The organism is Cohnella lupini, assembly GCF_003386205.1.
GTDB classification, from domain to species: Bacteria; Bacillota; Bacilli; order Paenibacillales; family Paenibacillaceae; genus Cohnella; species Cohnella lupini.
In genome coordinates this window covers 1-24,681 of the sequence record NZ_QRDY01000027.1, presented here as the reverse complement: position 1 = coordinate 24,681, position 24,681 = coordinate 1, and the positions used below count along the sequence as shown (strand labels likewise).

Here is a 24,681-nt window from a genome sequence, read left to right as displayed (position 1 = left end):
CTAAATGTGCCCGGATTGCATAAGTCCGGCTATGCTAATTATAACCGACAATAGAAAGCAAGGTCAACAGACGTTAGACTACTGCCAAGCGTATGTACGGCTATTCTTTCTCGATTGGTACTTCTCCCGGAAGCCCGAGCCCGTGCTCCTTGCGAGCGATCTGATTAATATATTCGGGGTCGTTCAAACGCGCGATCTGCAACTTAAGCTCATCGTTCGTCGCTTGGGTATCGGATAACTTCTTGTCCGCTTCCTGCAATTGACCCGTACGATCGCTAATCTGCCCGTATTGAGCGATGAGGACGTATAATGCCCAACTCATGAATAGAACCATGATAAACAGCAATAATTTCATTCTTCTGCGCGCGCCGGTAACTGACGTCGTGGTTAATGTGCCTGAAGACAATCCGATTTCTCCTTTCCCAAGCCGTTCATCACCCCGACTTAACGGCGTGACGCGATTATTATAGCATAATTCGGATAATTATAAATATCCTTCTTCCGATGCATTCCGACGACGAACCTTGTCGAAGCCCGTTAAGAATCTTTCTTTTTGAACAAATCCCGAATTTGCTTTGCACGTTCGCGTACGCGCGCATACCCCTTCGTTACCGGTTCGAATTTCTTCCTCACGGGAAGGAGCTTCGGCCACAGCCATCTCGCCAAAGCGAAGAACGGTTTAAGCACAAGCTTTCCCGTCCATAGCAGCAACGCCGCCGTAACGATGAATACGATATCCAGAAGCTTCGCCAGCAAGCGCACGATCCACACAATCGGGACCCATACTAAGGTATTAACCAACTTCCATAGAAAGCGAAACAGCGATTGCATAATATCGATCGATTTCCCCGACAATTTCACTATCCAGTTACTGAATAGTCCAAAATAACCGGTTACCCCGATTCCAAGTCCTAGAAAGACATACAATCTCACTTCGCCCTCGTTGCTGCCGAGCAGAATGCTGAATATGCCCAGCGTGGCTGCCGCCCAATAAACCACATCCAGCGCGGGAAGCAGCCAGCGAGCAACATGAAACCGGTGCGAAGCGACACGATAGACGTCAAAGACAAGCCCCATGGCAATGCCGCACAGCATCATGGAGGTTATCGTTAATCCCTGTGCCGCCGCGCTCACTTAAACAGCTTTCCGAACAAGCCTTTCGACTTGTTCCCCGTATTGCCGTCCAGATAGACGAGGGAGTGGATCGTCCCTTCGATGGAGACGAGTCCTTGGTCTAAGCTCAAGTTTTTCATATGCAAGTTCTGTCCCCGTACGGTCAGAAATCCGCATTCGGTTTCCAGCAGGAATTCCTCGTTATCGAAGCTCTCCACGTTGCTGACTCCCGATATATCGAGCGACTTCCGGTTAAGCATGCGAATTTCCTGATGCTTGGCACCCTTCGCGTGTTCCATAGCACGTCCCTCCTTGCCTTTAAGACTAGCCTATGGGCACTTTGGAGGAATTAGAACCGTCGGAGCATGCCGAGCTGGACATGTATTCAAGATGGTGAAAATAAAACGGGAAACTCTTGAGTTTGGCGAAAAAAACTACTATTTAATAAGGACGCATACGGGTTTGTTTATGGAAAGCTCCGTTCCGGAAAACACCGGGAACCCGGTTTGCTGATCGATCCGGAACAGTACGACGTTATTCGAATCTTGATTAGCCGCGATTAACCACCGTCCGTCCGGCGTTAAGGAGAAATTCCGCGGAGTCTTGCCTCTCGTCGAGACATGACCGGTCGGTTGCAATCCGCCCGTCTGCTGGTCTATTGCGATGATCGCGATGCTATCGTGACCACGATTGGACGCGTAGACGAATCGGCCATCGGGCGATACCGCAATCTCAGCGCAGGTGTTGTCGCCGACGAAGGACGACGGAAGGGTCGGAACGGACCCCAGACGTCCCAGCTTGCCCGCTCCTTCGTAGGAAAAGGAAGTAACCGTGCAGCTTAGCTCGTTCAACACGAATAGGAATTTCCCCGACGGATGGAAGGCCAAATGGCGAGGACCCGCACCGGCGTCGAGGGATACGGCATCATAGGCTGACCATTCGTTCGCCTCCGGCCCGCGAGTATAAATCATGATCTTATCCATTCCAAGATCGAGGACGTATAGATATTGGCCGTCCGGACTGAAAAAAACGGAATGAGGATGAGGAGCCTCTTGGCGGGAGGCATTGGGTCCGGATCCGGTATGTCGGAACCGAATGACCGGCGGTCCAGGTCTTGTATCGGGAAGGATAGGATACATCATGACGGATGCTCCGCTGTAGTTGGAAACCGCGATCCAATCCTCCGATGGCGTGAGGGAGAGATGGCACGGGTGCGCTCCGTGAGTCGGATGGTACTGCCCGGGTCCGAGCTTGCGCGTCTCCGCGTCTATCGGAAACGAAGCTAGCTGGCCGCCTTCCACTACATCGCCGTCTGGATCCGCGTATTTGTCCGTCTCGCTAACCGCATATAGTCGGGAGCCTTCGCGATTCAGGCGCAGGAACGAGGCATTCTCTATACTGCCGTATTCCGCTGTCTTGAAGATTTCTCCCGTCTCGGGCAGAAATTCCACCCTGGTTATGCCGACCTCGTTCTTGGACGCATATGCGCCGATCCATATTTCCTGAGCTTTTGTCATAATGATTTCCGCTCCTTTGTTAGGCTTGGTTATGTAAAAAGAGCTCCCTAAGTTTCCTCGGGGAACTCTTACTTATGATACAACATTTAGGAGTTAATCTTAAGGGGGCAAGATTCTATCTCGTGCTGTTCTTTCTAAATAAAAGAGCGTCTCCCTGAAAGATAAAAAGCCCGCCAAAAGGCAAGGCTTCGAAAGTTCGTATGATGTCTTATAGGCCGAAAGGCTCTTCCGGCTCCTCGCGCTTGCGGGCTTCTTCCTTCAATATGGTGTATAGCCCCAGAATGTCCTCTTTGCGAGTGGACTCGGTCAACCGCTCGATCCGCGCGGTTAACGTACGCTGCCCGAATTGGATGTCCAGCACATCCCCGATTTTGACGACAGTACTCGGCTTTGCCTCTTTACCGTTGAGAAGGACGCGTCCTTGATCGGACACGTCCTTCGCGACGGTGCGGCGCTTAATGAGCCGCGACACCTTCAAAAACTTATCCAGACGCATCTATTACTTAACGGCGTCTTTCAATTTGTTACCTGCTTTGAAAGCTGGTACTTTGGAAGCAGGGATCGTGATGGAGTTACCGGTTTGCGGGTTGCGGCCAACGCGGCCCGAGCGGCTGCGAGTTTCGAAAGTGCCGAAGCCGATCAATTGTACTTTGTCTCCGCTAGCAAGAGCGTCGGTAACTTCGCCCAAGAAGCTGTTCAATACGGATTCTACGTCTTTCTTAGTCAAGCCGCTTTTGTCTGCGATGTTGTTGATCAAGTCTGTTTTGTTCATGTTACGGAATTCCTCCTATGATTGTTCCTAGTTCGTTCCGCAGCCCTTAGAGCCGCATGAAACGTTTGATTGTTTAGTGCACGAAGGATACTATTCTGCCCTTTGTTAAAAAAATCCTGCCAACCCAGAAAAAAAATTCTCGAAATAGGTAGAAAGTACGGGAAAATACGCGAATTTTAGGTTCTTTTTAGGTAATCTCGCGTTAAATTCGGTTTTTCGCTTCGTTCCACCATGCATCCATCTCTGACAAGTCAGTCTGCCCGAAAGTCTTGCCTTTTATACGCAATTGCTCCTCGATGTAGCGAAAACGCGCGGCGAACTTGCGGTTGGTGCCGGCAAGAGCCTCTTCGGGGTCCGCATGGATGAACCTCGAAGCGTTAACGACCGCGAACAACAAATCGCCTAATTCATCCTTCTGGCGTTCCTCCGATTCATTGCCCGCGGCATGGCGAAGCTCGTTCAGCTCCTCTTCGATCTTGTCGAACACTCCGCCGATATCCGGCCAGTCGAAGCCGACTCCGGAGGCTTTCTTCTGAATCTTGTGCGCGCGCGGCAGCGCCGGCAAATCCTTAGGCATACCGTCGAGAATCGATTCCTTCTCGGCGATTCCCTTGCGTTTCTTCTCTTCGGCTTTCATCTGCTCCCAATTTTTCAACGCTTCCTCGGCATCCAAGGCATTCTCGCCGCCAAATACGTGAGGATGCCTGAAAATGAGCTTGTCGTTAAGCTCCGCGAGCACGTCGTAGACGTCGAAGGCGCCGGTCTCTTCCTCCATCTGGCTATGCAGCAGCACCTGAAGGATGACATCGCCGAACTCTTCTTTCATGCCGTCAGGATCGTCCAGATCAAGCGCTTCGATCGCTTCGAAAGTCTCCTCGATGAAATTGCGGCGAATGGATTGATGCGTCTGCTCGCGATCCCAAGGGCAGCCTTCCGGACTGCGAAGGATGGTCACGATTTCGTGCAATCTCTCGAAGGAGCCCCGGCGCAGCCGGTCGTCGTCGTTCGCGGCGATGTACACCAACATTAAGTTGCCGTACGAGTCGAGACGGTCGAGCTCGTGAAGAGGCACCTCCAGGATTCGCTCTTGCCCTGCAACGCCGAGCGCTTGTCCCACGATAACGGGATGATCGTCCGGATAGACGTTCATTAAAGTTAACTTCACTTCAGATGCCGTATAGACGTCGTATACTTGACCGATAACCGTATGTAATCGCGGCCGCAGATGCTCGCGCTTTAATTCCGATGCATCGAGCAGCTGAAACCCGTCGATCGGATCGAATCCCAGACGGGTGAACGCCTGATCGAGGAAGCTCTCTCCGCCTAGGATAGTAAGTTGGACGCTTTCCTCTTGGGCGCGTTGGCGGAGCAACTGGACCGTCCGCTCGGCGACCATCGGATGTCCGGGCACGGCATAGACGATCGTGCCGTCCGCATGTTGCTTGGCGGTTTCCAGAAGCTCCTGGGCGATGGCTTCGTACACTTCGTTGAAAGACTCCAGGCTTTCGTATAACCGATCGAAGGTAACGAAAGAGATGCCGCGGGCTTTGAGATCCGCGATGGCCGGATGCTCGGCGGTGCGGGCGTACAGATGGACGGACTTCTCCAGCGTCTTAAGAATGCCGAGCGTGAGTTGGTCCTCGCCGCCTGAGCCGAGACCGATAACCGTGATGGAGGGTGGCATATTGAAGATCATCCTTCCTTGCGTGACTTGGATTGGGTGAGACGATCGTGATAATCGCTAAGGCGAAGCAGAAGGGCGTCGATGCGGCTGCCGGCCGATAATCCCGGCAGCTCGCGCCATTGCTGCGGAGAGATGGCGCCTAGGGCGACGAGCGCCGCGGCGAAAACGGCGGCGCCGACGAGAACGCCCGGCAGGGCGACGAGGAGGGACGCCAAGCGCGCGGGCAAGGCCGGGATCGCGTCGAGCGCGCCGCCAAGCCCTAGCGCGATTAGCGCGACCGCGGCCGCCATGGCGGCCAGCGCAGCGGTTGAGCGCCACGCGACGGCTAGGCGCGGGGCGGGCAGTTCGGCGCGCTGGCGCAAGGACAGCGCGTTAAGCACTGCCGCGGCGGCGAAGGCGAGCGCCATGGCGACGGCCGCGCCGTTGATGCCGTACGCGGGCACCAGCACCGCGTTGAGCGTGAGCTTGAGCAGCGCGGCGGCGGCCAGGTTGACGGCTGGCGACCGCAGGTCGCCCATGCCTTGCAGCAGCGCCGCGCTCACCGCCTGCAGCGTGCCGCCCGCGGCGGCGAAGGCGATGAGCGCCATCGCGGCGGTGCCGCTGCCGTCGGCGAACAAGGCTTTGTTGATCGGCGCGGCAAGCAGCGCCAATCCGATCGCGGACGCGCCGCCGATCCACCAGGCGAGACGCATGGCAAACGAGGCGCGCGTCGCGAACTCCGTTTCGTCGCCGCGAGCCCTCGCCGCCGTGAGCGCCGGCACGAGGGCGGACGCCGCTCCCGCAGCGCCCATGACGACCAATTGCAGCAGGGCGACCCCGCGATTATAAACGCCGAATTGTGCCAAAGCCAACGAGCTTTCCACATCTTCTTGCCGGAGGAACCGCGGAATCGAGAAAGCGTCTATAAGTCCGAATAATGGCGCAACTATCGAAGCAACGGCTACAGGAATAGCAACCGTGAAAATCCGCATAACCAGTTCCCGTCGGGTATCGGTCCATTTCACCACGCGAACCGGAACCGGAGCCGAAGCCGCAGCTCCGCTGTCTCCGTAGCTTTTTTTTGCCCCGGTCGACCGAATGACGATCGGTTTGTTTCGATTGCCGCCGGTAAACAGCAGCATTGCGCACAGCCCCGCCGCCGCTCCCGTTGCTAATCCTCCATGCACGGCCGCAGCCGTAGCCGATGGAGACCAGGTTGAATGAATCGCCCAGCCCAATGCCGCCAACATGAACGTTACGCGCGCGATCTGTTCGGATAACTGCGATATCGCGGGACGAAGCATCTGCATCTGCCCCTGCCGGTAACCTCTGAGTACCGCGGTAGCAGGCGCGAAGAGGAGCGCCAACGAGGACATGCGGATGGCCGGCGCGGCCGATTCGAGCCCCATCCACCGGGCAAACGCATCTGCTCCAAGCCACAGGATCCCGAACATGACGAGCCCGCTCAATCCGAGCAATCCCAGTGCCCACCTCAGGATGCGCTGCGAGCCGTATTCATCGCCTTGTGCCGTTCTCTCCGCCACGAGAACGCTAACCGCGACGGGAATTCCCGCCGATGCCAACGTCATCCACATGACGGCCAAAGCGTAAACAGCGCTATATAAGCCGAACACCTCGTCGCCGGCCATGTTCTGCAGCGGAATTTTCTGCATCGTGCCGATCAGCTTGGATAGCAATGCGGCACCGCCAAGCAACGCGACTCCTTGCAGGAGCGACTTCTTCCCTCTATTCCGAGGCTCTACTTCGATTCGCATCCCGTCCATTCCCCATTCCTTCTCTGCAGCAACCGATTCCCGGCTTCCATTCTCCCGATGCACAGCCTTTGACTTGATTATAATCGAAACGCGCACAGCAAAAAAGCTTCCCGTCGACAGATGTCCTCTGTCAGGGAAACTTTTTCGCTTATCCGATATAGATTTACTGCTCCATTTGCTTCGCGAGAAATCCGGCGGCTGTTTCCACCATCTTGCTTTCCATGTTCGCCATATTGACCGATTCGTCTTTGCTAAGCAGCACGACCGTCCCGATAGGATCTCCGCCCGCAATGATCGGCGCCGCAACGAAGGAACTGATCGTCTCGGTAATGTCGCGCAAGATTTCATAGTTGCCGGAGCTGGTTTCGATTACGATTTTGCGGTTTTCCATGCAGCTTTCCAGCAGATTGCCGATCGCTTTATCGAGATATTCCTTCTTGGAAGCCCCGGCCACGGCGATAAAGGTATCGCGGTCGGAAATCATGGCGATATGCCCCGTGCTTTCGGACAAAGACTCCGCGTATTCCTTGGCAAAATCGCCTAGTTCGCCGATCGGGGAATATTTTTTGAGAATAACTTCGCCGTCGCGATCCACGAATATTTCCAGCGGATCTCCCTCGCGGATTCGGAGCGTGCGACGAATTTCTTTCGGAATGACGACCCGTCCGAGGTCATCAATACGGCGTACAATCCCGGTTGCTTTCATAGCTCGTGTTGCCCCACTTTCATTGGTGTATTCGCTTTGATGCTGTCGGCGCGGATGACTTGCCGAACTGTATGACGAACGTTGATCAATCGGAAAAAGGTGACATTTGAATCGTAAGGGTAGTATTCAACCTCTCCCATTTTCTTATGCGTTCCCCCTGCACTGGAGGAAACATCCATTTGTTAATGATCGAAGGAACCATTCAGTATGGCGGTTGTTTATAAACTCCCGCAAGACGTTGCTTGGTTTCCCTATCCTCCGCTAATCCATCCGGCTTTGGCGCTGCCGTCGAATCGTTGCCTTTGACGATTAATCTCCAAATCATCTGAGCCGCTTGCTTAACCGAACGGGGACGATGCTCCTCCGCGCCGCGAAGCAGGCGGAAAGGTCGGGCAAGCCTAGGCAAGTGCAAGGATGCCTCTTCGATCAAATCGTCTTCGAACAATAGCTCGGCCGTTCCTGACGCAAGAAGCTTGCCGTCTTTCAAAAGCAGTACGTGATCCGCCCACTCCGCCGCGAAGTCTACGTCGTGCGTGGCGATCAGAATGGTCATTCCCGTCTGCCTCATCCCATCGAGCAGCGCTTGAAGCTCGTCGCGACCCTTCGGATCGAGGAACGACATCGGCTCGTCGAGGATAATAAAGTCCGGTTTCATCGCCAGCACGCCGGCAATTGCGACCCTACGCTTCTGGCCGTAGCTGAGCTCGAACGGAGATCTGCGCTTCATGTCCCGCATGCCGACGCTTGCGAGCGCCGTGTCGACCCGCTCCTCCACTTCGTCTGCGGACAAACCCAGATTGCGCGGACCGAACGCCACGTCTTCTTCGACCGAGGTGGAGAAAATTTGATCGTCGGGGTCCTGATAGACGACTCCGACCCTCCTGCGCAGCCTATCGCCGTTGTCGCGTCTCACGACTTCCCCGAACAAGCGTACTTCCCCCGCTTGAGACAGCTCCAAGCCGTTCAGCAATGAGATCAGCGTCGACTTGCCCGCTCCGTTCGGTCCCATCAGAGCCACTTTGGAGCCAATCGGAATATTGAACGACACGCCGTTTAAAGCTTTTATTTTCCCGTAAGAGAACGTAACGTTCTTCACTTCGGCAGCGAACTCGGGGAACGCGCCCGCATCTCCTGCATAATCTTCCGCAGAGGTTCCGCCTGCATTCCTCGCATCCACGGTAACTGTCGCTTCTCCATCCGTCTTACTCGCCATCTTAGTATCGCCCTCCAAGCCGCCGCGCGCCGACATCGCAATATAAATTCTCTTGCTCCGTTCATAAGCCCTGAGGAACAGAACGCCCATTAATTCTCCGAAGCGCTTGTACGCCCTCGAGCTCCACAGCCATCCCTTGAAGTTCATTCCCCTGGATCTTTGCGCCTTAAACATGCTCACCGCTTCTTCCCTAAGCAAGAAGAAGTATCTCATCATCAGCAAAATCAACTCGAGCAGCACCGCCGGTACTCCAACGGAACGAAGGCTACGAAGGAGCACGAATAACGGAGTTACGGCAAGCAGATACGTAAGCAACAGGTTGGCATTCACCAGCTTGAGCAGAATGACGATCGCTCTCTCCAGCCCTTCCTCCGTTGCCGCGAAGCCGAATAATTCGAATGCCTTGATTCCTTCCGTATGAAAAGGGATAAAAATGGCCGCCCCCGCGCCGAAAGGCAACAAGAGCAGCATTCGTCCAAGGATCAATTGAATGGGAATCCCGCACCACAGCAACAGAAGGAGGAAGATTCCCGCGGATACGGCCAGTACCGAAGTCTGCCATAGAATGACGGTTAGTGCCAGAAGAATTAGAACGGTCCACAAGCGATGGGATGGCTTGGCAATCAGCGGGCTGACTCCCTCCGTCTCATGAAGGGTGATGATCGCCTTTGCCATGATTGTCTGCCTCCCTGCGCCGCGCGAGCGGCCTTGTTAAAGCATATAGAACTCCGAATAAAGCCGCAACTCCGATAACGCCCGCCAGACCGACCTTCAAGATGGGGGACTTTATGCCCGGGACCTCATAATCCGGAATCCAGGCGGTCCAAGATGGGGTCTTGGCTTGATCGATGAAGCCGTGGTTTTCCGCGACTCTCTCTAGCCCATCCGGATGCGGGGACGCGAAATAGGAGATCACTCCCGCCGCAACCACCGTAACGATGGCCATGACAAGCCACCTGCGCTTCTTGTTCGTAACGACTTCGACCGGTTGTTGTTGACTCATGTCGCGGATGCCCCCTTTTTCGAGCTGGACGGAAGGTTCTCGAATGCAACGTTGCGTTCCATCAGGTACGCCACCACCATGGCCGTTATAAGCCCTTCTCCGATTCCGATAAGGCTATGCCATCCCGCCATCGTCTTCAAAGCCACTCCAAGCGGAAACGTGCCTGACCATGCCAGCAACAACGCGACTCCGCAAGATGCGGCTACGATCGAACACCAGGCCGCTGCGAAGCTCACGACTTTGGTTGCTCTACCGCGTAACAGGACTATTCCGGCACGGTACACACCGTAACCTACGTAGGATCCGATTACACCCGTGCAAACGATATTGGCGCCTAGAACGGTTAATCCCCCGTCTTGGAAGATCAAGGCCTGAATAATGAGCACGGCCGACATAATGACCACGGCAACTGCCGGTCCGAACAAGATGGAAGCCATCGCTCCTCCGAGAAAATGACCGGACGTCGCTCCGGCAATAGGGAAGTTCAACATCTGCGCCGCGAAAATAAAGGCTCCTATAAGCGCGATCTTAGGAACCTCGGGCCTCGCCAAGGACACCTTCGTCCTTCTTAGGCTATACGCTACCGTACCGACCCCTAACACTCCCGTCGTTATGCATGATTTCACGTCCAAGAAACCATCTGGTATGTGCATCCTCATTGTCCCCTTTATTCTAATAGAATGCAAAAACCCAGGAAAAAGAACTTTCCCGGGTTTATCGAGCGATGGGCCCAGACGTCGGTGCTCCATAAATGAACAAGTATGATGACTAGCAATGGTGTCTCGACTATCAAATATTGACTGATTAACCGGGGTTTGTTTGTAGTTATTCTACCAACCCCGCTTCGATACCGTCAATACAAATGTCAGGTATGATTACATTCATCTTCTGATCGGTAACCCATTTCTCCTCGCGCGCTCGATTTCGGGAAAATAGTACCGCAAGACACGCTTATTTCCCTCTGTGGAGTGACTTTTGAGTAAATAGTACCGTGCGGCACGCTTATTTCCCGCAGAGGAGCAACTTTTGAGCAAATAATACCGCGTGGCACACTTATTTCCTATCGTCGAGCGATTTTTGAGCAATTAGTACTGCCTCGCGCGCTTATTTATTTTTTCGTAGCTAGCTGCACGCACCGATCCCTACAACTACGGAACTAGTCCACATGTGGATAAATCTAATGACAGCGCCTGAGCGAACGGGATAACCAAATTTCCATCCATTATAGTTCCTTATGCCTCAATAGACCCGCAAGCTCACGCCTCAGCTTCAGGAATTCGGGATGCTCCCGAACCTCAGGGGTACGTTCGGCGGGTAACGTAACCGGGAACTCTTTCAATATTCTACCCGGACCGGCGGCCATTACGACGATTCGTTGGGAGAGGAAAATCGCCTCGTCGATATCGTGCGTGATGAACAGGACAGTCGTTTTCTCCTTCTCCCACACGTCGAGAAGCGCCTCCTGCATCTCCAGCTTCGTCTGGGCGTCGAGAGCGCCGAAAGGTTCGTCTAAAAGCAGGACTTTAGGCCCGTTGGCCAGCGCTCTCGCGATAGCCACCCGCTGCTTCATCCCGCCGGATAGCTGCTTAGGGAACCGGCTTGCGAATTCTTCCAGTCGGGTGATTCTTAGATAACGATTGGAGATCGCCCGGCGTTCCAGTATCGAGACTCCCTTAAGCTTGGGTCCGTACTCGATATTCTGCCGCACGGTCAGCCAAGGGAATAGCGTATATCCCTGGAACACCATGCCACGATCCGCTCCCGGTCCGACGATCGTGTCGCCATCCACGTCCGCGACGCCTTCGTTCGACTCTTCCAACCCGGCTACGATCCGCAACAAAGTCGATTTGCCGCAACCGGAAGGCCCTAGAATCGTGACGAACTCGTTAGCCCCGACTTCCAAATCTATGTTTTCCAACGCGCGGAAAGTTGTTTTACCCGTCTTGAACGTCTTACCGATCCCGCGGATGGAAATCGCCCCGACCGCCGATGTCTTCGTTACTTCTTTCATTGCTTCACTCGTCGCTTCATTCATGCCAATGCCCTCCTTCGGTTCGATCTAAGCCCAGGGATACAACCGACGGTTCAGGAAAGCGAAGATCCGGTCGCTGATCAGTCCGAGCAGCCCGATGACGATAATCCCGACGAAGATCTGTTCCGTATTCAAGAATCTCTGCGCCTTCATAATCGCATAACCGAGTCCGCTGTTTGCGGCAACTAGCTCCGCCACCAAAAGGTAAGTCCAAGCCCACCCTAACATCAGTCTGAGCGTGTTCAACAATCTTGGCTGCACCGCGGGAATAATAACGGTTTGAATAGCCTGCCACCGGCTTGCTCCCAAAGTGAAGGATGCTTGCACGAGGTCCTTGGACACAAGCCGGGTGTCCGCCGCTACCATCAATACGAGCTGGAAGAAACACCCGGTAAAAATAAGCAAGATCTTCGCCCACTCGCCGATACCTGCCCAAACCATAATCAATGGAATAAAGGCGACCGCCGGCATGTAGCGGATGAACTCCATCGGCGGTTCGACGAACGCTTCCGCGTATCGGTAGGTACCCGCGAACAAGCCGATGGGAATGGCCAAGATACATGCCAGCACGAACCCGGAAGAAACCCGGAAAATACTAATCCCGATATGATGCCAATATAGACTCGTGCTAAGCTGATCTATTAAGCTGACAAGCACCTTGTCCGGTGTTGGCAGGAAAATCGGATTCACGAGCTGACCGTAGCTGAGAATAGACCATATCGCGAGCATGACGAGAAATGAAACGGTAGCGGTAATCCCGAAGCCGCGCTTCGGGATATCCTCGAAAATCTGCATGGCATGCCTTTTTCTAGCCTTCGTTCCGACTGCCTGTGCCTTCGCCGCCGCTGTCGGAAGTTCCAAAGTCCACATCGACTTACTCATGAGCCATCACTCTCCCGCTGCTTTTTGAACGAACTTCGGCTCCAGCAAGGCGTCTACATCCGGTATATCGCTGATCATATCCAATTTCTTAAGGAACTCCGCCGTTTTGTTGCCGGTGAACGAAAGCGACGAGAGTTCGTCCCGCTTCTCGAACGCATTGACGTTATCCTCTTCGCTGAACAGCTTAATGCTCTCCAACCCGAGCTTGAAATCTTCCGGCGTCGTCTCGGCTTTCTTAGCCATGATCTCGATAGATTCGGCTTCGTTAGCCTTGAAATACTCCAATGCGTCGAACCACGCGTCGATAATCTTCTGTACTTCTTCTCCGCGCTCTTCTACGACGCTTTGACGGAACACGAGCAAATCGGGAATGAGACCTGGCGTTTCTTTCGAGGAAAATAATACTTTGCCTTTGCCTTCCTTGACCGCTTTCGTCTGGAACGGCTCCCACAGGACGGATGCGTCCGTGTTGCCGGCAATGAACGCCGGACCTGCATCATTAACCGTCATATTCACGTATTTGACGTCGCTCTCGCTTAATCCGTTCTGCTCCAGAGCGGTCAACAACAACAAATGATCTACTGTGCCGAGCTCCGTCGCAACGGTTTTGCCCTTTAAATCCTTGACGCTAGCGATGTCCGGCTTGCTGACGATCGCGTCGCCTCCGTCGGAGTTGTCGTTGACCAGAACGGCCTTCAGCTTGATCCCCTTAGAAGCTGCCGGCAACGTATCGGATAACGTCTGACTGTTCGCGTCTACTTTGCCCGTGGCAAGCGCCTGCAAGGAATCGCTATATACGGGGAACCATTCGAGCTTAACGTTGACGCCATGCTTCTCGAAGAAGCCTTTCTCTTCGACCAAGTACCAGAAAAACCAGCCCGGCCAAGGACTGAGCGCGATGGAGATCGGATCATCCGAGCCTCCGGCGGACTTTTCCTTGTTTCCGCACGCGGATAGAACGCAAGCAACGACAAGCAAGATGGACAACACGATGAACAGCATGTTACGAGGACGTCTCAAACTTTGGTTCATTCAGATCCCACTCCTTTATATTTAGCTTGCAAAGCAATGAAAACGAGTCTTGAAAATAACAAAAGCCCGGGAGAGAGGTTCTCCCAGGCTTTTGTCCTTCCGTGTGATATGGCTGACCGTTCTTCGCAGAACGCCCCATGCCATACGCCATCTCTTGGACCAGCTTGACCTTGCGGCAACGGAACCCTAGACGACTTTTTCGTTCCTTACGAGGATAAACGGTTGTCGGCGTCTTCGGAAACGACGAGCGAACGTTCAAAGCCAAGAGGAACCTTTATGCAATTGTCAACTTTGTTTACATTCTACCAACGACAGCGTTGATTCGTCAATATTTATGTTAGATATTATTACATTAGATAGTAAGAAGCTTCATGACGGCCGGATCGTCCAGATCCTCTCGCCCGCCTTCCCACGCGATCGTGCCTTTCTCCATGATATAAAATCGGTCTCCTACGCTTCGCACGAATTCTAAGCTTTGCTCCACGAGGAGGATAGCCGTTTTCCCTTCATCCCGGATAGACCGAATAACGTCTTGAATATCGTCGACGATAGACGGCTGAATGCCCTCCGTCGGCTCATCGAGCACGAGCAGCTCCGGATCGGAGATCAAAGCCCGCGCGAAGGCAAGCTGCTGCTGCTGCCCTCCGCTCAAGTCGCCGCCGCGACGCTTGTAGAACGTAGGCAGAATCGGAAACTTCTCGATCGCTTCCCGAGGGATGACCTTGCTCTTGCGTTTGGCGGAATCCGGATTAGCCTCGAGCCCGATTCGCAGATTCTCGTAAACCGATAATTGCGAGAAGATTTCGCGTCCTTGAGGGACGTAGCCGATTCCGCTCTTCGCCCTCTCACCCGGCGCCCGCTTCGTTACGTCTTTTCCCTTGAAGGACACGGAGCCCTTCCTTGCCTTCAATAACCCCATGATGCTCTTCACGAGCGTTGACTTGCCTACGCCGTTACGCCCCATAAGACAGACAACCTGGCCAGGCTCGACAGTCAGCGATACGTCCCGCAGAATCACGCTCTCTCCATAACCCGCTTCAAGCCGTTGAACTGACAACATCGTAATCCCGCCTTTTTTTGCCGAGGTACACTTCCGCCACCCGATCGTCCCTTTGCACTTCGTCCATGGAGCCTTCCTTCAGCAGCTTGCCTTCGTGCATGACGGTTACCTTGCTAGCGAAGTTGCGAACGAACTCCATATCGTGCTCCACGACGACCACCGTGCGCTTCAACACGATTTGCTGCAGAAGCTCCCCGGTTTTGTCCGTTTCCTTATCCGTCATTCCCGCTACCGGTTCATCCAACAACAGAATTTCCGGCTCTTGCAGCAGCATCATGCCGATCTCAAGCCATTGCTTCTCGCCATGTGATAAGAGGCCCGCGCGCAGTTGCTTCTTGTCGCCCAATCCGATCAGCTCCAGCTCCGCATCGATTCGTTCTTGGTCGCGCTTCTGCATGGTTGCCCGCAAAGTCGCCCATACGCCGCGGTTCTGGGACATCGCGATCTCGAGATTTTCCTCTACCGTCAGCCCCGTGAAGATCGACGGAGTTTGGAATTTTCGACCGATACCGAGCTGAGCGATCTCATGCTCCTTGCGCTTCGTTACGTCCACAGTGCCTTGGCGGCCATGGAACGATACGCTTCCCGTCGCCGGCTTCACTTTGCCGCATATGGCATCCAGCATCGTCGTTTTCCCCGCGCCGTTAGGCCCGATAAGAAACCGCAGCTCGCCGGCCGCAAGCTCCAAGCTCATCTCCTGCACCGCTTTGAATCCGTCAAACGACACCGTTACTTTCTGGCACGATAGAATTGAGGTTGATATCATTCTCATTCCGCCTCCTCGTTAACTTTTGGCGCAACTGACGGATCAAGCCGACAATCCCGCCCGGTAAGAACACAGTGACGACGATGAACAACGCGCCCAGGAAAAACAACCAAAAGTCGGGATACGACGCGCTAAGCTCGCTCTTCGCTTGCGTCATGATGACGGCCCCGATAACGGCTCCGATCAACGTTCCTCGCCCTCCGATCGCGACGAGCAATACCATCTCGATAGAAGGCACGATCGCCATCATCGTCGGGGAAACAATGCCTACGTGAAGGACGAACAGCATGCCTGCCAACCCAGCCAACCCTGCGGATACGGCAAAAGCGGCCATTTGGTAACTCGAAGGATCGTACCCAAGGAACCTCGTGCGGTTTTCTCCGTCACGGATCGCCCTAAGCACTTTGCCGAAACGGCTTTTCACCAAATATCTGCACAACAGGAACGACAATAGGAGGGCAACTACCGTTACCAAGTAAACCATCGTCTTGGCGGTATCGGATTTCAGGCTATAACCGAACATTTTCGTATAACCCGTCAGTCCGTTCGTTCCGCCCGTATAAGCCTGCTGACCCACGAACAACGTTACCGTAATAATGACCAGCGCCTGCGTGAGGATCGTGAAGTATACGCCTCGAATTCGGTTCCGGAAGGTAAAGAATCCGAGCACCAGCGCCAGTACGGCCGGAATGATTATCCCCATGAGAGCGGCGAACGCGAAGCTCTTGAACGGCTCCCAGAACCACGGAAGCTTCGTCAAACCCATCCAATCCATGAAGTCGGGAAGCCGAGATCCGCTAGATACGAGCTTCAGATGCATTGCCATCGCGTAAGCTCCCAATCCGAAGAAAACCCCGTGACCTAAGCTCAAGATGCCCGTATAGCCCCAGAGAAGATCCAATCCGAGCGCCACTATGGCAAAGGCCAGACACTTGGCCAGAAGATTCAGACGGAAATCGCTCAAATAGAGCGGAGCCGAGAACAAAGCGGCCGCAGCGACGGCGTAACCGATCAACAACCAGACACGGCGCGGCAGAATAGCAGAGGTTAACACCGCGATCACCTTCTTCCTTACGATAATCTGATTTTTAGTTGTCCAGGGACCGCGTCCGGACCGCGAACATCCCCATCGGTTTCCATTGCAGGAACGCGACGATGCACAGGAATACCAGAACCTTGCCAAGCGAGGCGTCCGTCCACCATTCGAACAAGGTATTGAATACTCCGATACCCAGCGCGCCGGCTACCGTTCCGACCAGCTTGCCGACTCCGCCCAGAACGACGACCATGAAGGCATCCACGATATAATAGGTGCCAATAGAAGGACCGATCGGACCGATTAACGTGAGCGCGCAGCCCGCGATCCCGGCGATTCCCGAACCGATAGCGAAAGTAAACGAATCGACGCGTCTCGTCGAGATGCCCAAACACGCGGCCATATCGCGATTTTGCATGACCGCCCGCATCCGCCGCCCGGCATTGCTTCGATAAATATACAAGTACATGGCCACGAGGCAGAGCGCCACTAGACCGATAATGAATAACCTTTTATAAGGAAGCACCACTCCCGAGAATATCGTCATTCCGCCATCCAACCAAGAAGGGCTCGATACCGCAACGTTAGGTGCCCCGAAGATCGAGCGGGCAAGCTGCTGAAGCATCAATCCGACTCCCCAGGTAGCTAGCAAGCTATCGAGCGGCCTTCCATAGAGAAACCGGATAAGCGTCACTTCGAGCAGGTATCCGATGGCGAAGGCGATAACGAAACTGACGAGTATGGCTACGGGAAAATAAGCGTCGAATAGGCTCTTGGGAAGGGTCGACCTGAAAATCTCTTGCGTCATATACGCGCCGTAAGCGCCGATCATGATGAATTCTCCATGCGCCATATTAATGACTCTCATGAGTCCGAAGGTAATGGCCAAGCCTAGTGCGATTAACAATAGGATCGAACTAACGCTTAATCCGTTAAATACTTGCGAGACCCAAATCTCCATTGCGCTACCCCCTTACTCTGATACGCCGAGCTTCGTTAGCTATAAGCGAGGGGAAGCCTCGGTCGATACCGAATACTTCCCCAGCCGCACAAGCATTAAACCTTATTGGTCGCTCAAGCCTTTTGCCCACTCGTAAGTCGTCAGGTACGGATCCGGTTTAACAGGGCCGCCGGAGTTCCACAATTCCACGATTTGACCGTCCGCTTTGATCTCGCCGATCCGAACCGTTTTGTAAATATGTTGATTGTCTCCGTCGATCGTAACTTTGCCCTCGGGAGCGTTGAACTCGATGCCTTTAGCCGCTTCCTTCACTTTATCCACCTCGAAGGATCCGGCTTTCTCGGCCGCGGCGGCCCACAAGTAAACCGCTACGTAACCCGCTTCCATTGGATCGCTCGTTACGCTGTCCGGGCCGTATTCTTTCTTGAAGTTCTCGACGAACACCTTGTTCTCCGGCGTATCCGTCGTTTGGTAGTAATCCCAAGCCACGAGATGTCCGGTTAAGTATTCCGGTCCGATCCCTTTCACTTCTTCTTCCGCTACGGATACGGAAACCGTCATCAGATCCGCGGAGGAAATGCCGGCATCTTTCAATTGCTTGAAGAAAGCCACGTTGCTATCGCCGTTGAGCGTGTTGTACACGACATCCGGCTTAGCTTCTTTGATCTTAGCGATAATCGTCGTGTAATCGGTATGGCCGAGCGGGGTGTACTCTTCCGCGATCGCTTCTCCGCCGTTGGCCGCCAGTTGAGCCTTGATGATCTTATTGGCGGTACGAGGGAATACGTAATCGGATCCGAGCAGGAATACTTTTTTCTTGCCTTTCTCTAAGAGGAAATCCACGGATGGAATGATTTGTTGGTTAGTCGTCGCGCCCGTGTAGAAAATGTTAGGGGATGATTCCAAGCCTTCGTATTGAACCGGGTACCACAGAAGTCCGTTCAATTCCTCGAATACCGGGAGCATCGCTTTACGGCTGGAGGAAGTCCATCCACCGAACACCGTCGCGACTTTGTCTTCCGATAGCAACTTGCGTGCCTTCTCCGCGAATGTCGGCCAGTCGGACGCCCCGTCCTCTACGACCGCTTCGATCTGTTTGCCTAACACGCCGCCCTTGGCATTGATTTCTTTGATCGCCATCAATTCGGAGTTCTTAACCGTTACTTCGGAGATGGACATCGTACCGCTCAAGGAATGAAGAATACCGACCTTGACCGTTTCTCCGCCCGCCGCTGCCGCCGATGATGCCGGCGCGGACGATGCGGCTTCGGATGCAGGCGCGGACGACGAACTCTCGGCCCCATTGTTGTTGTTTCCACAACCCACCAACGCCAAGCTTGCCGTCATTGCCAGTACGAAACCTTTTAACAAATTGCCCTTCTTCATCTTTCCACTCCCCGATCCTTAGTATGGGTTTCTCTCTAAATCCGAACGTTCGGTTCTCTCCACAGCCCAACCGTTCGTAAATACATTATATGGTTATGTTTGGATTTGTGTCAATATACCTTACATTATTTATTGTTTTAGTCCTATTTTTGAGCAAAAATACGATAATTAGTGTAATATAACATGACATAGATAGTACATTAGTACGTTGAAATCTTCTGGGAGCAACAAAAAAACCCTCTCACGTAAGGTTTCGACACCCGAGCGGGGCTTCGCCTTGAGAAGGTTTAGATCGAAATATAATATAGAAAAAATCTTATGCTTTCTTCTCCCGGTTATTTCGCATAGCCGCAAGTATCCTTAATTCGTCCTCTCCGCCTGCTGTTAAACGATCATACTCCTCGGACTCCCTCGGGATCAGGGCGACTTTTCCTTCGGCATTGAAGTGAAGCCCCCAGCCGTATTTCTTAGGGAGCATCGACGCTCGCAAGCAAGGCATCGGCTTGGAGAAAAACCGTTCGCGGATTTCATCTCCCCGCTCTGCCAGCTCCGACTCGGGGATTTCCTTATGCCGAACATAGGTTTGGAAGAGCAGCTCTTCCTGAGTGTACTCATAAGGTTGGTTATATACGAGATCATACTCGATACCCGGCTTCGATCGGCCGTTCTTCTTCTCCGGCGGAACCATCCCCCTCTCGACGGGGCAATCCCCCGAAACCGTGATCATGGTATCGTAATAATTCCATTCCATTGCGATTCCTCCCTTGACTTCCTGACTATGTATTACTTATTATACACCTCTATTCCTGACAGATACGGTCAGTTAATTTCGCCAAAAGGACAAAAAAGACGCGACCTGACTCCCTCGTAAAATACGATAGGAATCCGGTACACGTCTTCGTCGGGTTCGTTATTCGATTATTTCGTCGCTCCGGACGCCGAAGGCGACGCGGATGGGGAGGAGCTTGGCGACTCGCTAGGAGATCCAGATGGGGACGCGTCAGGCGAGCCCGATGCGCTAGGCGTCGGTTCAGCAGGCAACGTAACTTTGATCTCGAGCTTGTCCTGTTCGGCCGTCAAGAAATCCGAAACCTTAGTCGTCGTGAGATCCGTCGTAATCCGTTCTTTGGCGGCTGCCGATAATTTATCGTAAGAGGACGCCTCTTCGCGGCTTTCGACTTTGATCACATGGTAGCCGTAGTCCGTTTTGACCGGATCGCCAATCTTGCCGATTTCTTGTTTGTTGGCCGCATCCTTGAATTCCGCGACCCAATCGATTGCCAATTGCTTATCGTATAGGCCGCCCTTATCCTTCGAACCGGCATCGGTCGAATTCGCTTTTGCGATAGCCGTCCAATCACCGCCCGCATCCAACTGGGCTTTGACCTCTTTGGCCAGCTTCAAAGCGTCGGCATCCGATTTCAATTCCGCTCCCGTATTCGGGTCTTGCGTGCCGATCAGAATATGGCGCAAGGTTACGACATTGTAGTCGGTAGGAGCCTTGTCATATACGGCTTTGATCTCTTCGTCCTTAACCGTCGGCTTAAGTTCTTTCTCTTTCGCCGCGTAGTAGGCTTGGAATGCGGCAAGATCTTGGTACATGGCGACCGCTTCCTTCACCGACAGATCGTTGTCGTCCAGGTGTTTCTTTAGATCCGGTTGCGATTTAACCGCGTCTTCAAACTCCGTCTTGAACGAATCGGCGGCTGTTTTCGCAGCTTTCTTCTCATCGTCGGTAATTTCCTCTTTCAGGACGCTCGTCACGATGTATTGCTTAACGAACTGCTCCTTGAATTGAGGAATCGACATGTACATGGCGCTCTGAGGATTCATGATGGTCTGAAAAGCTACATACTTGTCGAACTCTTTCTCTGTGACTTGACCGCCCTTATACGTTGCGATAACGGTACTACCAGAAGCTCCATCTTTGTCCTTGCCACAGGCGGAGATTAGTGCGACGAGCATGACCGCTACCAGCGTCAGCATTGCGAGCCGGCTCTTCGGCATGCGATTACGGTGTAACATCCTGCAGTTCTCCCTTCGATTTTGTCGCTTCTTTGTATTGTACCAGAAAGTCCTCCACGAGCGCTAATAGAGCGTTCTCATCCATCCCTCTCACCTTAAAGCGTATGAGGAGCTGCTGAGCGGTAAAGGCCGAGCTCATGCGACCTTGGAATTTGGTTTCCAACGCTTTGAGCTTGCTCGTATCTACGTCCTCGCGGCGCCGTTCTTCCAGCTTCAACGTCATTTCGTCGCCGCGGCGCACGATCGATTCGATGCCGAACTTGCGGCCGTATACTTTTAACCTGGCCACCGCCATCAGATTAAGCACCGCTTTAGGCGGCTCTCCGAAACGGTCGATCAGCTCTTCGAACAAGTCTTCCACGTCCTCCAACGAGGCGGCCGTAGCGACTTTCTTGTAAATTTCGATTTTTTGAATGCTGTCGTAAATATACTCTGGAGGCAAGTATGCGTCCACGCCCAGATCGAGCTGCGTGTTGACCGGCTGCGGCGGCAATACGACCCCGCCCATCTCCAGCTTACGGCTTTGAATCTCGTCCGCTAGCATCTGAGAATAGAGGTCGAAGCCGACGGATGCGATGAATCCATGCTGCTCAGCGCCCAGCAAATTCCCCGCGCCGCGAATCGACAAGTCGCGCATGGCGATCTTGAACCCTGAGCCGAGCTCCGTGAATTCCTTGATCGATTGCAGACGCTTCTCCGCGACTTCCGTTAGTACTTTGTCCCTTTGATACGTGAAATACGCATATGCGATCCGATTGGACCGACCTACCCGGCCTCGCAACTGGTATAGCTGGGACAAGCCCATTTTATCCGCATCATGCACGAGAAGGGTATTCACGTTAGGGATATCTACCCCGGTCTCGATAATACTCGTGCTTACGAGCACGTCGTACTCTCCGTCGAGGAAGTCCAGGATGGTTCGCTCCAGCTCCTGCTCCGACATCTGTCCGTGGGCAACTGCTACGCGGGCAGCCGGAACAAGCGCGCTGATCTGCTCGGCCATCTGATAGATCCCCTGAACGCGATTGAATAGGTAATAGACCTGTCCATCACGCGCCAATTCCCGCTCCACCGCTTCGCGGATAAGCGTCGGACTATACTCCACCACGTACGTTTGCACGGGAAAACGATTTTCCGGAGGCGTCTCAATAACCGACAAATCTCTTACGCCGAGCATGGACATATGAAGAGTTCGTGGAATAGGAGTAGCCGTAAGGGTAAGAACGTCCACGTTCGTCTTGATCTTCTTAAGCTTCTCCTTGTGCGTCACGCCGAAACGCTGTTCCTCGTCGACGATGAGCAATCCCAATTCTTTGAACACGATGTCCTGCGACAGTAGCCTATGCGTACCGATGACGACATCCACCGTGCCGGCCTTCAAACCCTTCATCGTGTCCGTCTGTTCCTTGCGCGTACGGAAGCGGCTTAACACTTTAATATTAAAAGGATAACCCGAGAATCTCTCCCGGAACGTTTCGTAATGCTGTTGCGCTAGAATCGTAGTCGGAACGAGAACGGCAACCTGTTTGCCCTCGATAGCCGCCTTGAACGCTGCCCGAATAGCGACCTCCGTCTTCCCGTAGCCGACGTCTCCGCAGAGCAATCGGTCCATCGGACGGGGAGTCTGCATGTCTTTCTTGATCTCTTCGATGGCGCGAAGCTGATCGGTCGTCTCGTCGTAAGGAAACATTTCCTCGAACTCCTGCTGATAAGGAGTATCTTCCCCGAAGCCGAAGCCCGTAGTCGCCTGCCTCTCCGCGTAGAGCTTGATCAAGTCGTCGGCGATATCCTTAACGGAAGATTGCACCTTCGATTTGACCCGATTCCAATCCGAGCCGCCAAGCTTGCTTACCTTCGGCTCTTTATCCTCGTTGCCTACGTATTTCTGGATGAGGTCGAATTGCTCTACGGGAACGGAAAGACGATCCCCTCCGGCATAAACGATATGAAGATAGTCTTTGTGTATGCCGCCGACCTCTAGCGTTCCGATCCCGAGATACTTGCCGACGCCGTGATTCTGGTGGACGACGTAATCCCCGACTTTAAGCTCCGTATAGCTCTTGATCCGTTCCGCGTTGTCCAGATGGCGGTCAACGCGACGGGCTTTGCGTTGCTTCTGCGTGAACATCTCGCCTTCGGTAATGACGACGAGCTTAATGGAAGGCAGCTCGAAGCCGCTCTGCAGATTTCCTTGCAGTATTTCCGGGGTCTCGATCTGGTAATCTTCCAGCACGCGTCTCATTCTCTCGGCGCGTTCCGCATTGCCCGCCAGCATCAATATCTTGATGCCGCTCTTCCGCCAGCGTTCCATCTCCGCCTTCAACACGTTCATCTGACCATGGAAATTTTGCATCGATCGGCACACGAAGTTAATGATGTTCTGAGGTTGCGTATGCGGGATCTGACGAACGAACAGCGACATATAGATCGTCTGGAAGCCCTTCGGATACAGGGCTTGTTCCGCGGGTACCGCCAGCACGAAGCCCGGAAGAGACTTGCCTTGCTGAAGCAAGTGGGTCGTCCATTCCAATTCGTCGCGTTCAAGCTGCTTCGCGGTTTCGCCAAGCCTGTTCGGCTCATCCATGATCAGAATCGCGTTCTTCGGAATATAGTCCAGCAGCGTCTGCCTTTCCGGATAGAGCAGGGATATGTATTTGTAAATTTCGGAAAAATAAACATTTTGTCGCAAAAGCTCAATTTCCCGGGAAATTTCAGAGTTCAGACGTTCCTTGGCTTGGCGGTCGGACATTTTCTCCAACTGCTTATCCAATAAATCATGCGCATGCTGAGCCGCGTTCTGGAACCGCTTTTCTCCCGCGATCCACTCCCGGCTCGGCTGAACGGTATAAGACTCCAGCTTATCGATGGAGCGTTGGTCCGCCGGATCGAACGTACGAATCGAATCGATCTCGTCGTCGAACCATTCGACGCGAAACGCGACGGCCGAGGCCAGCGGGAAGAAATCGACGATGCCGCCCCGAACGCTTAAGTGGCCCTTCTGTTCTACGCGGTCCACCCGTTCGTAGCCTAATTCGATCATGCTTCTAAGGAACTGCTCCATAGGCAACGTGTTGCCCACCAGCAGATCGATATGCGCGTCCGCCATCGTTTTCAGATCCGGTTGGAACCTACGAACGCCGGAGAAAGGCACGACAATAATGCCGCGAAAGCCTTCCGCTAGCTTGAGTATGACTTCTAGACGCCGCGCGGACGTTTCCGGGCTTGATATCGCCGTCTCGGCCGCGATCAGCTCGTTAGCCGGGTAGAGAAGGACTTCGTCCGAAGACAGGCATTCCAGAAGGTCGTCCGCCATCTTCTGAGCCGAGAACATATTATGGGTAACGACAAGGACGGGTCTTTGCAATTCCCGATACAAGCTCGCGATAGCCGCTTGGCGCGCGGAACCGGACAACCCGGCTACGAGCTGCTCCCGCATTCCGCCCTTCAGCCCTTGTATAACGCTAATTAAATCGGGATCGGTTACCAACGATTGGATTAGCGGCTTCATGGCATTTCCCCTTTCCGATACAAACGCGCCAGCCGTAAGCATGGCTTAGCTGGATTAACTTGCGTAAATTCGCTCTGCAGAATCATGAAAAAAGCCCCGGCACATGCCGAGGCCACTGAAAAAGTGTACTCAAGAAAAAAGGTACAGCAATCCTCAATTTATTGGGGAAGGCTGTACCTTTTCCTTGTATAATTAGGATATCAACCTGAAGTGGGTGGTCACCTAATGATT

At 53.6% G+C, this 24,681-nt stretch carries 23 protein-coding genes and 1 riboswitch; all 23 genes read right to left on the bottom strand.

Translation table 11 applies throughout. The features are described from left to right. Positions 1-100 precede the first annotated feature (100 nt). The gene (locus tag DFP95_RS25505; protein ID WP_115995505.1) at positions 101-406 is read right to left on the bottom strand and encodes an FtsB family cell division protein; all 306 of its coding nucleotides are present in this window, start codon (positions 404-406) and stop codon (positions 101-103) included. A 131-nt stretch (positions 407-537) separates the two neighbouring features. After that, on the bottom strand, positions 538-1,134 hold the full coding sequence (gene yabQ / locus DFP95_RS25500) for a spore cortex biosynthesis protein YabQ (protein WP_115995504.1): 597 nt from the start codon (positions 1,132-1,134) through the stop codon (positions 538-540). After that, positions 1,131-1,412 carry a sporulation protein YabP gene (gene yabP / locus DFP95_RS25495; RefSeq protein ID WP_115995503.1) on the bottom strand — a complete coding sequence of 94 codons (282 nt, stop codon included), beginning with the start codon at positions 1,410-1,412 and terminating at the stop codon, positions 1,131-1,133. Before yabP ends, yabQ begins: the two co-directional genes overlap by 4 nt. 138 nt (positions 1,413-1,550) lie before the next feature. Then, positions 1,551-2,630, bottom strand: a complete 1,080-nt coding sequence (locus DFP95_RS25490) for a lactonase family protein (RefSeq protein ID WP_115995502.1) — start codon at positions 2,628-2,630, stop codon at positions 1,551-1,553. 208 nt (positions 2,631-2,838) lie between these two features. Then, positions 2,839-3,126: an RNA-binding S4 domain-containing protein gene (locus DFP95_RS25485; protein ID WP_115995501.1), complete on the bottom strand. Its 288-nt coding sequence runs from the start codon at positions 3,124-3,126 to the stop codon at positions 2,839-2,841. A gap of 3 nt (positions 3,127-3,129) precedes the next feature. Further along, positions 3,130-3,402 (bottom strand): HU family DNA-binding protein, encoded by a 273-nt coding sequence (locus tag DFP95_RS25480; RefSeq protein WP_115995500.1) that lies wholly within the window; start codon positions 3,400-3,402, stop codon positions 3,130-3,132. 202 nt (positions 3,403-3,604) lie between these two features. Then, positions 3,605-5,086 carry a bifunctional methyltransferase/pyrophosphohydrolase YabN gene (yabN, locus tag DFP95_RS25475; protein ID WP_115995531.1) on the bottom strand — a complete coding sequence of 494 codons (1,482 nt, stop codon included), beginning with the start codon at positions 5,084-5,086 and terminating at the stop codon, positions 3,605-3,607. An 8-nt stretch (positions 5,087-5,094) separates the two neighbouring features. Continuing rightward, positions 5,095-6,849: a polysaccharide biosynthesis protein gene (locus DFP95_RS25470; protein ID WP_115995499.1), complete on the bottom strand. Its 1,755-nt coding sequence runs from the start codon at positions 6,847-6,849 to the stop codon at positions 5,095-5,097. Between the two features lie 154 nt (positions 6,850-7,003). Further along, positions 7,004-7,546 carry a stage V sporulation protein T gene (gene spoVT, locus DFP95_RS25465; protein WP_115995498.1) on the bottom strand — a complete coding sequence of 181 codons (543 nt, stop codon included), beginning with the start codon at positions 7,544-7,546 and terminating at the stop codon, positions 7,004-7,006. 202 nt (positions 7,547-7,748) lie between these two features. After that, positions 7,749-9,434, bottom strand: coding sequence for a cobalt ECF transporter T component CbiQ (gene cbiQ / locus DFP95_RS25460; RefSeq protein ID WP_115995497.1), 1,686 nt, complete (start codon positions 9,432-9,434; stop codon positions 7,749-7,751). After that, positions 9,406-9,762 (bottom strand): PDGLE domain-containing protein, encoded by a 357-nt coding sequence (locus tag DFP95_RS25455; protein WP_115995496.1) that lies wholly within the window; start codon positions 9,760-9,762, stop codon positions 9,406-9,408. The genes cbiQ and DFP95_RS25455 overlap by 29 nt, the downstream gene beginning before the upstream one ends. Continuing rightward, positions 9,759-10,415, bottom strand: coding sequence for an energy-coupling factor ABC transporter permease (locus DFP95_RS25450; RefSeq protein ID WP_115995495.1), 657 nt, complete (start codon positions 10,413-10,415; stop codon positions 9,759-9,761). The genes DFP95_RS25455 and DFP95_RS25450 overlap by 4 nt, the downstream gene beginning before the upstream one ends. A gap of 569 nt (positions 10,416-10,984) precedes the next feature. Continuing rightward, positions 10,985-11,797, bottom strand: a complete 813-nt coding sequence (locus DFP95_RS25445; protein ID WP_115995494.1) for an ABC transporter ATP-binding protein — start codon at positions 11,795-11,797, stop codon at positions 10,985-10,987. 24 nt (positions 11,798-11,821) lie between these two features. After that, complete coding sequence (locus tag DFP95_RS25440; protein WP_245987969.1) at positions 11,822-12,676, bottom strand: ABC transporter permease; 855 nt, start codon at positions 12,674-12,676, stop codon at positions 11,822-11,824. A gap of 6 nt (positions 12,677-12,682) precedes the next feature. Further along, positions 12,683-13,708, bottom strand: coding sequence for an ABC transporter substrate-binding protein (locus tag DFP95_RS25435; RefSeq protein ID WP_115995493.1), 1,026 nt, complete (start codon positions 13,706-13,708; stop codon positions 12,683-12,685). A 78-nt stretch (positions 13,709-13,786) separates the two neighbouring features. Next, positions 13,787-13,909: riboswitch (guanidine-I (ykkC/yxkD leader) on the bottom strand. Positions 13,910-14,060: 151 nt separating this feature from the next. Then, positions 14,061-14,768, bottom strand: coding sequence for an urea ABC transporter ATP-binding subunit UrtE (urtE, locus tag DFP95_RS25430; protein WP_115995492.1), 708 nt, complete (start codon positions 14,766-14,768; stop codon positions 14,061-14,063). Then, positions 14,746-15,534 carry an urea ABC transporter ATP-binding protein UrtD gene (gene urtD / locus DFP95_RS25425; protein WP_115995491.1) on the bottom strand — a complete coding sequence of 263 codons (789 nt, stop codon included), beginning with the start codon at positions 15,532-15,534 and terminating at the stop codon, positions 14,746-14,748. The genes urtE and urtD overlap by 23 nt, the downstream gene beginning before the upstream one ends. Then, positions 15,485-16,588 (bottom strand): urea ABC transporter permease subunit UrtC, encoded by a 1,104-nt coding sequence (urtC, locus tag DFP95_RS25420; protein ID WP_115995490.1) that lies wholly within the window; start codon positions 16,586-16,588, stop codon positions 15,485-15,487. Before urtC ends, urtD begins: the two co-directional genes overlap by 50 nt. A gap of 34 nt (positions 16,589-16,622) precedes the next feature. Beyond that, the gene (gene urtB / locus DFP95_RS25415) at positions 16,623-17,531 is read right to left on the bottom strand and encodes an urea ABC transporter permease subunit UrtB (RefSeq protein WP_115995489.1); all 909 of its coding nucleotides are present in this window, start codon (positions 17,529-17,531) and stop codon (positions 16,623-16,625) included. Between the two features lie 102 nt (positions 17,532-17,633). Continuing rightward, the gene (urtA, locus tag DFP95_RS25410; protein WP_115995488.1) at positions 17,634-18,917 is read right to left on the bottom strand and encodes an urea ABC transporter substrate-binding protein; all 1,284 of its coding nucleotides are present in this window, start codon (positions 18,915-18,917) and stop codon (positions 17,634-17,636) included. Between the two features lie 316 nt (positions 18,918-19,233). Beyond that, positions 19,234-19,668: a DUF6157 family protein gene (locus tag DFP95_RS25405; RefSeq protein ID WP_115995487.1), complete on the bottom strand. Its 435-nt coding sequence runs from the start codon at positions 19,666-19,668 to the stop codon at positions 19,234-19,236. A gap of 167 nt (positions 19,669-19,835) precedes the next feature. Further along, a complete protein-coding gene (locus DFP95_RS25400; RefSeq protein WP_115995486.1) occupies positions 19,836-20,942 on the bottom strand; it encodes a peptidylprolyl isomerase in 1,107 nt (368 codons plus the stop codon). Continuing rightward, positions 20,929-24,450, bottom strand: coding sequence for a transcription-repair coupling factor (gene mfd / locus DFP95_RS25395; protein ID WP_115995485.1), 3,522 nt, complete (start codon positions 24,448-24,450; stop codon positions 20,929-20,931). Before mfd ends, DFP95_RS25400 begins: the two co-directional genes overlap by 14 nt. Positions 24,451-24,681 lie beyond the last annotated feature (231 nt).

Excerpts from the sequence above, each read along its gene's own strand:
- yabP (WP_115995503.1), bottom strand. The coding sequence starts at position 1,412 with ATGGAACACGCGAAGGGTGCCAAGCATCAGGAAATTCGCATGCTTAAC.
- DFP95_RS25490 (WP_115995502.1), bottom strand. The coding sequence starts at position 2,630 with ATGACAAAAGCTCAGGAAATATGGATCGGCGCATATGCGTCCAAGAAC.
- DFP95_RS25485 (WP_115995501.1), bottom strand. The coding sequence starts at position 3,126 with ATGCGTCTGGATAAGTTTTTGAAGGTGTCGCGGCTCATTAAGCGCCGC.
- DFP95_RS25480 (WP_115995500.1), bottom strand. The coding sequence starts at position 3,402 with ATGAACAAAACAGACTTGATCAACAACATCGCAGACAAAAGCGGCTTG.
- yabN (WP_115995531.1), bottom strand. The coding sequence starts at position 5,086 with ATGCCACCCTCCATCACGGTTATCGGTCTCGGCTCAGGCGGCGAGGAC.
- DFP95_RS25470 (WP_115995499.1), bottom strand. The coding sequence starts at position 6,849 with ATGGACGGGATGCGAATCGAAGTAGAGCCTCGGAATAGAGGGAAGAAG.
- spoVT (WP_115995498.1), bottom strand. The coding sequence starts at position 7,546 with ATGAAAGCAACCGGGATTGTACGCCGTATTGATGACCTCGGACGGGTC.
- cbiQ (WP_115995497.1), bottom strand. The coding sequence starts at position 9,434 with ATGGCAAAGGCGATCATCACCCTTCATGAGACGGAGGGAGTCAGCCCG.
- DFP95_RS25455 (WP_115995496.1), bottom strand. The coding sequence starts at position 9,762 with ATGAGTCAACAACAACCGGTCGAAGTCGTTACGAACAAGAAGCGCAGG.
- DFP95_RS25450 (WP_115995495.1), bottom strand. The coding sequence starts at position 10,415 with ATGCACATACCAGATGGTTTCTTGGACGTGAAATCATGCATAACGACG.
- DFP95_RS25445 (WP_115995494.1), bottom strand. The coding sequence starts at position 11,797 with ATGAATGAAGCGACGAGTGAAGCAATGAAAGAAGTAACGAAGACATCG.
- DFP95_RS25440 (WP_245987969.1), bottom strand. The coding sequence starts at position 12,676 with ATGAGTAAGTCGATGTGGACTTTGGAACTTCCGACAGCGGCGGCGAAG.
- DFP95_RS25435 (WP_115995493.1), bottom strand. The coding sequence starts at position 13,708 with ATGAACCAAAGTTTGAGACGTCCTCGTAACATGCTGTTCATCGTGTTG.
- urtE (WP_115995492.1), bottom strand. The coding sequence starts at position 14,768 with ATGTTGTCAGTTCAACGGCTTGAAGCGGGTTATGGAGAGAGCGTGATT.
- urtD (WP_115995491.1), bottom strand. The coding sequence starts at position 15,534 with ATGATATCAACCTCAATTCTATCGTGCCAGAAAGTAACGGTGTCGTTT.
- urtB (WP_115995489.1), bottom strand. The coding sequence starts at position 17,531 with ATGGAGATTTGGGTCTCGCAAGTATTTAACGGATTAAGCGTTAGTTCG.
- urtA (WP_115995488.1), bottom strand. The coding sequence starts at position 18,917 with ATGAAGAAGGGCAATTTGTTAAAAGGTTTCGTACTGGCAATGACGGCA.
- DFP95_RS25405 (WP_115995487.1), bottom strand. The coding sequence starts at position 19,668 with ATGGAATGGAATTATTACGATACCATGATCACGGTTTCGGGGGATTGC.
- DFP95_RS25400 (WP_115995486.1), bottom strand. The coding sequence starts at position 20,942 with ATGTTACACCGTAATCGCATGCCGAAGAGCCGGCTCGCAATGCTGACG.
- mfd (WP_115995485.1), bottom strand. The coding sequence starts at position 24,450 with ATGAAGCCGCTAATCCAATCGTTGGTAACCGATCCCGATTTAATTAGC.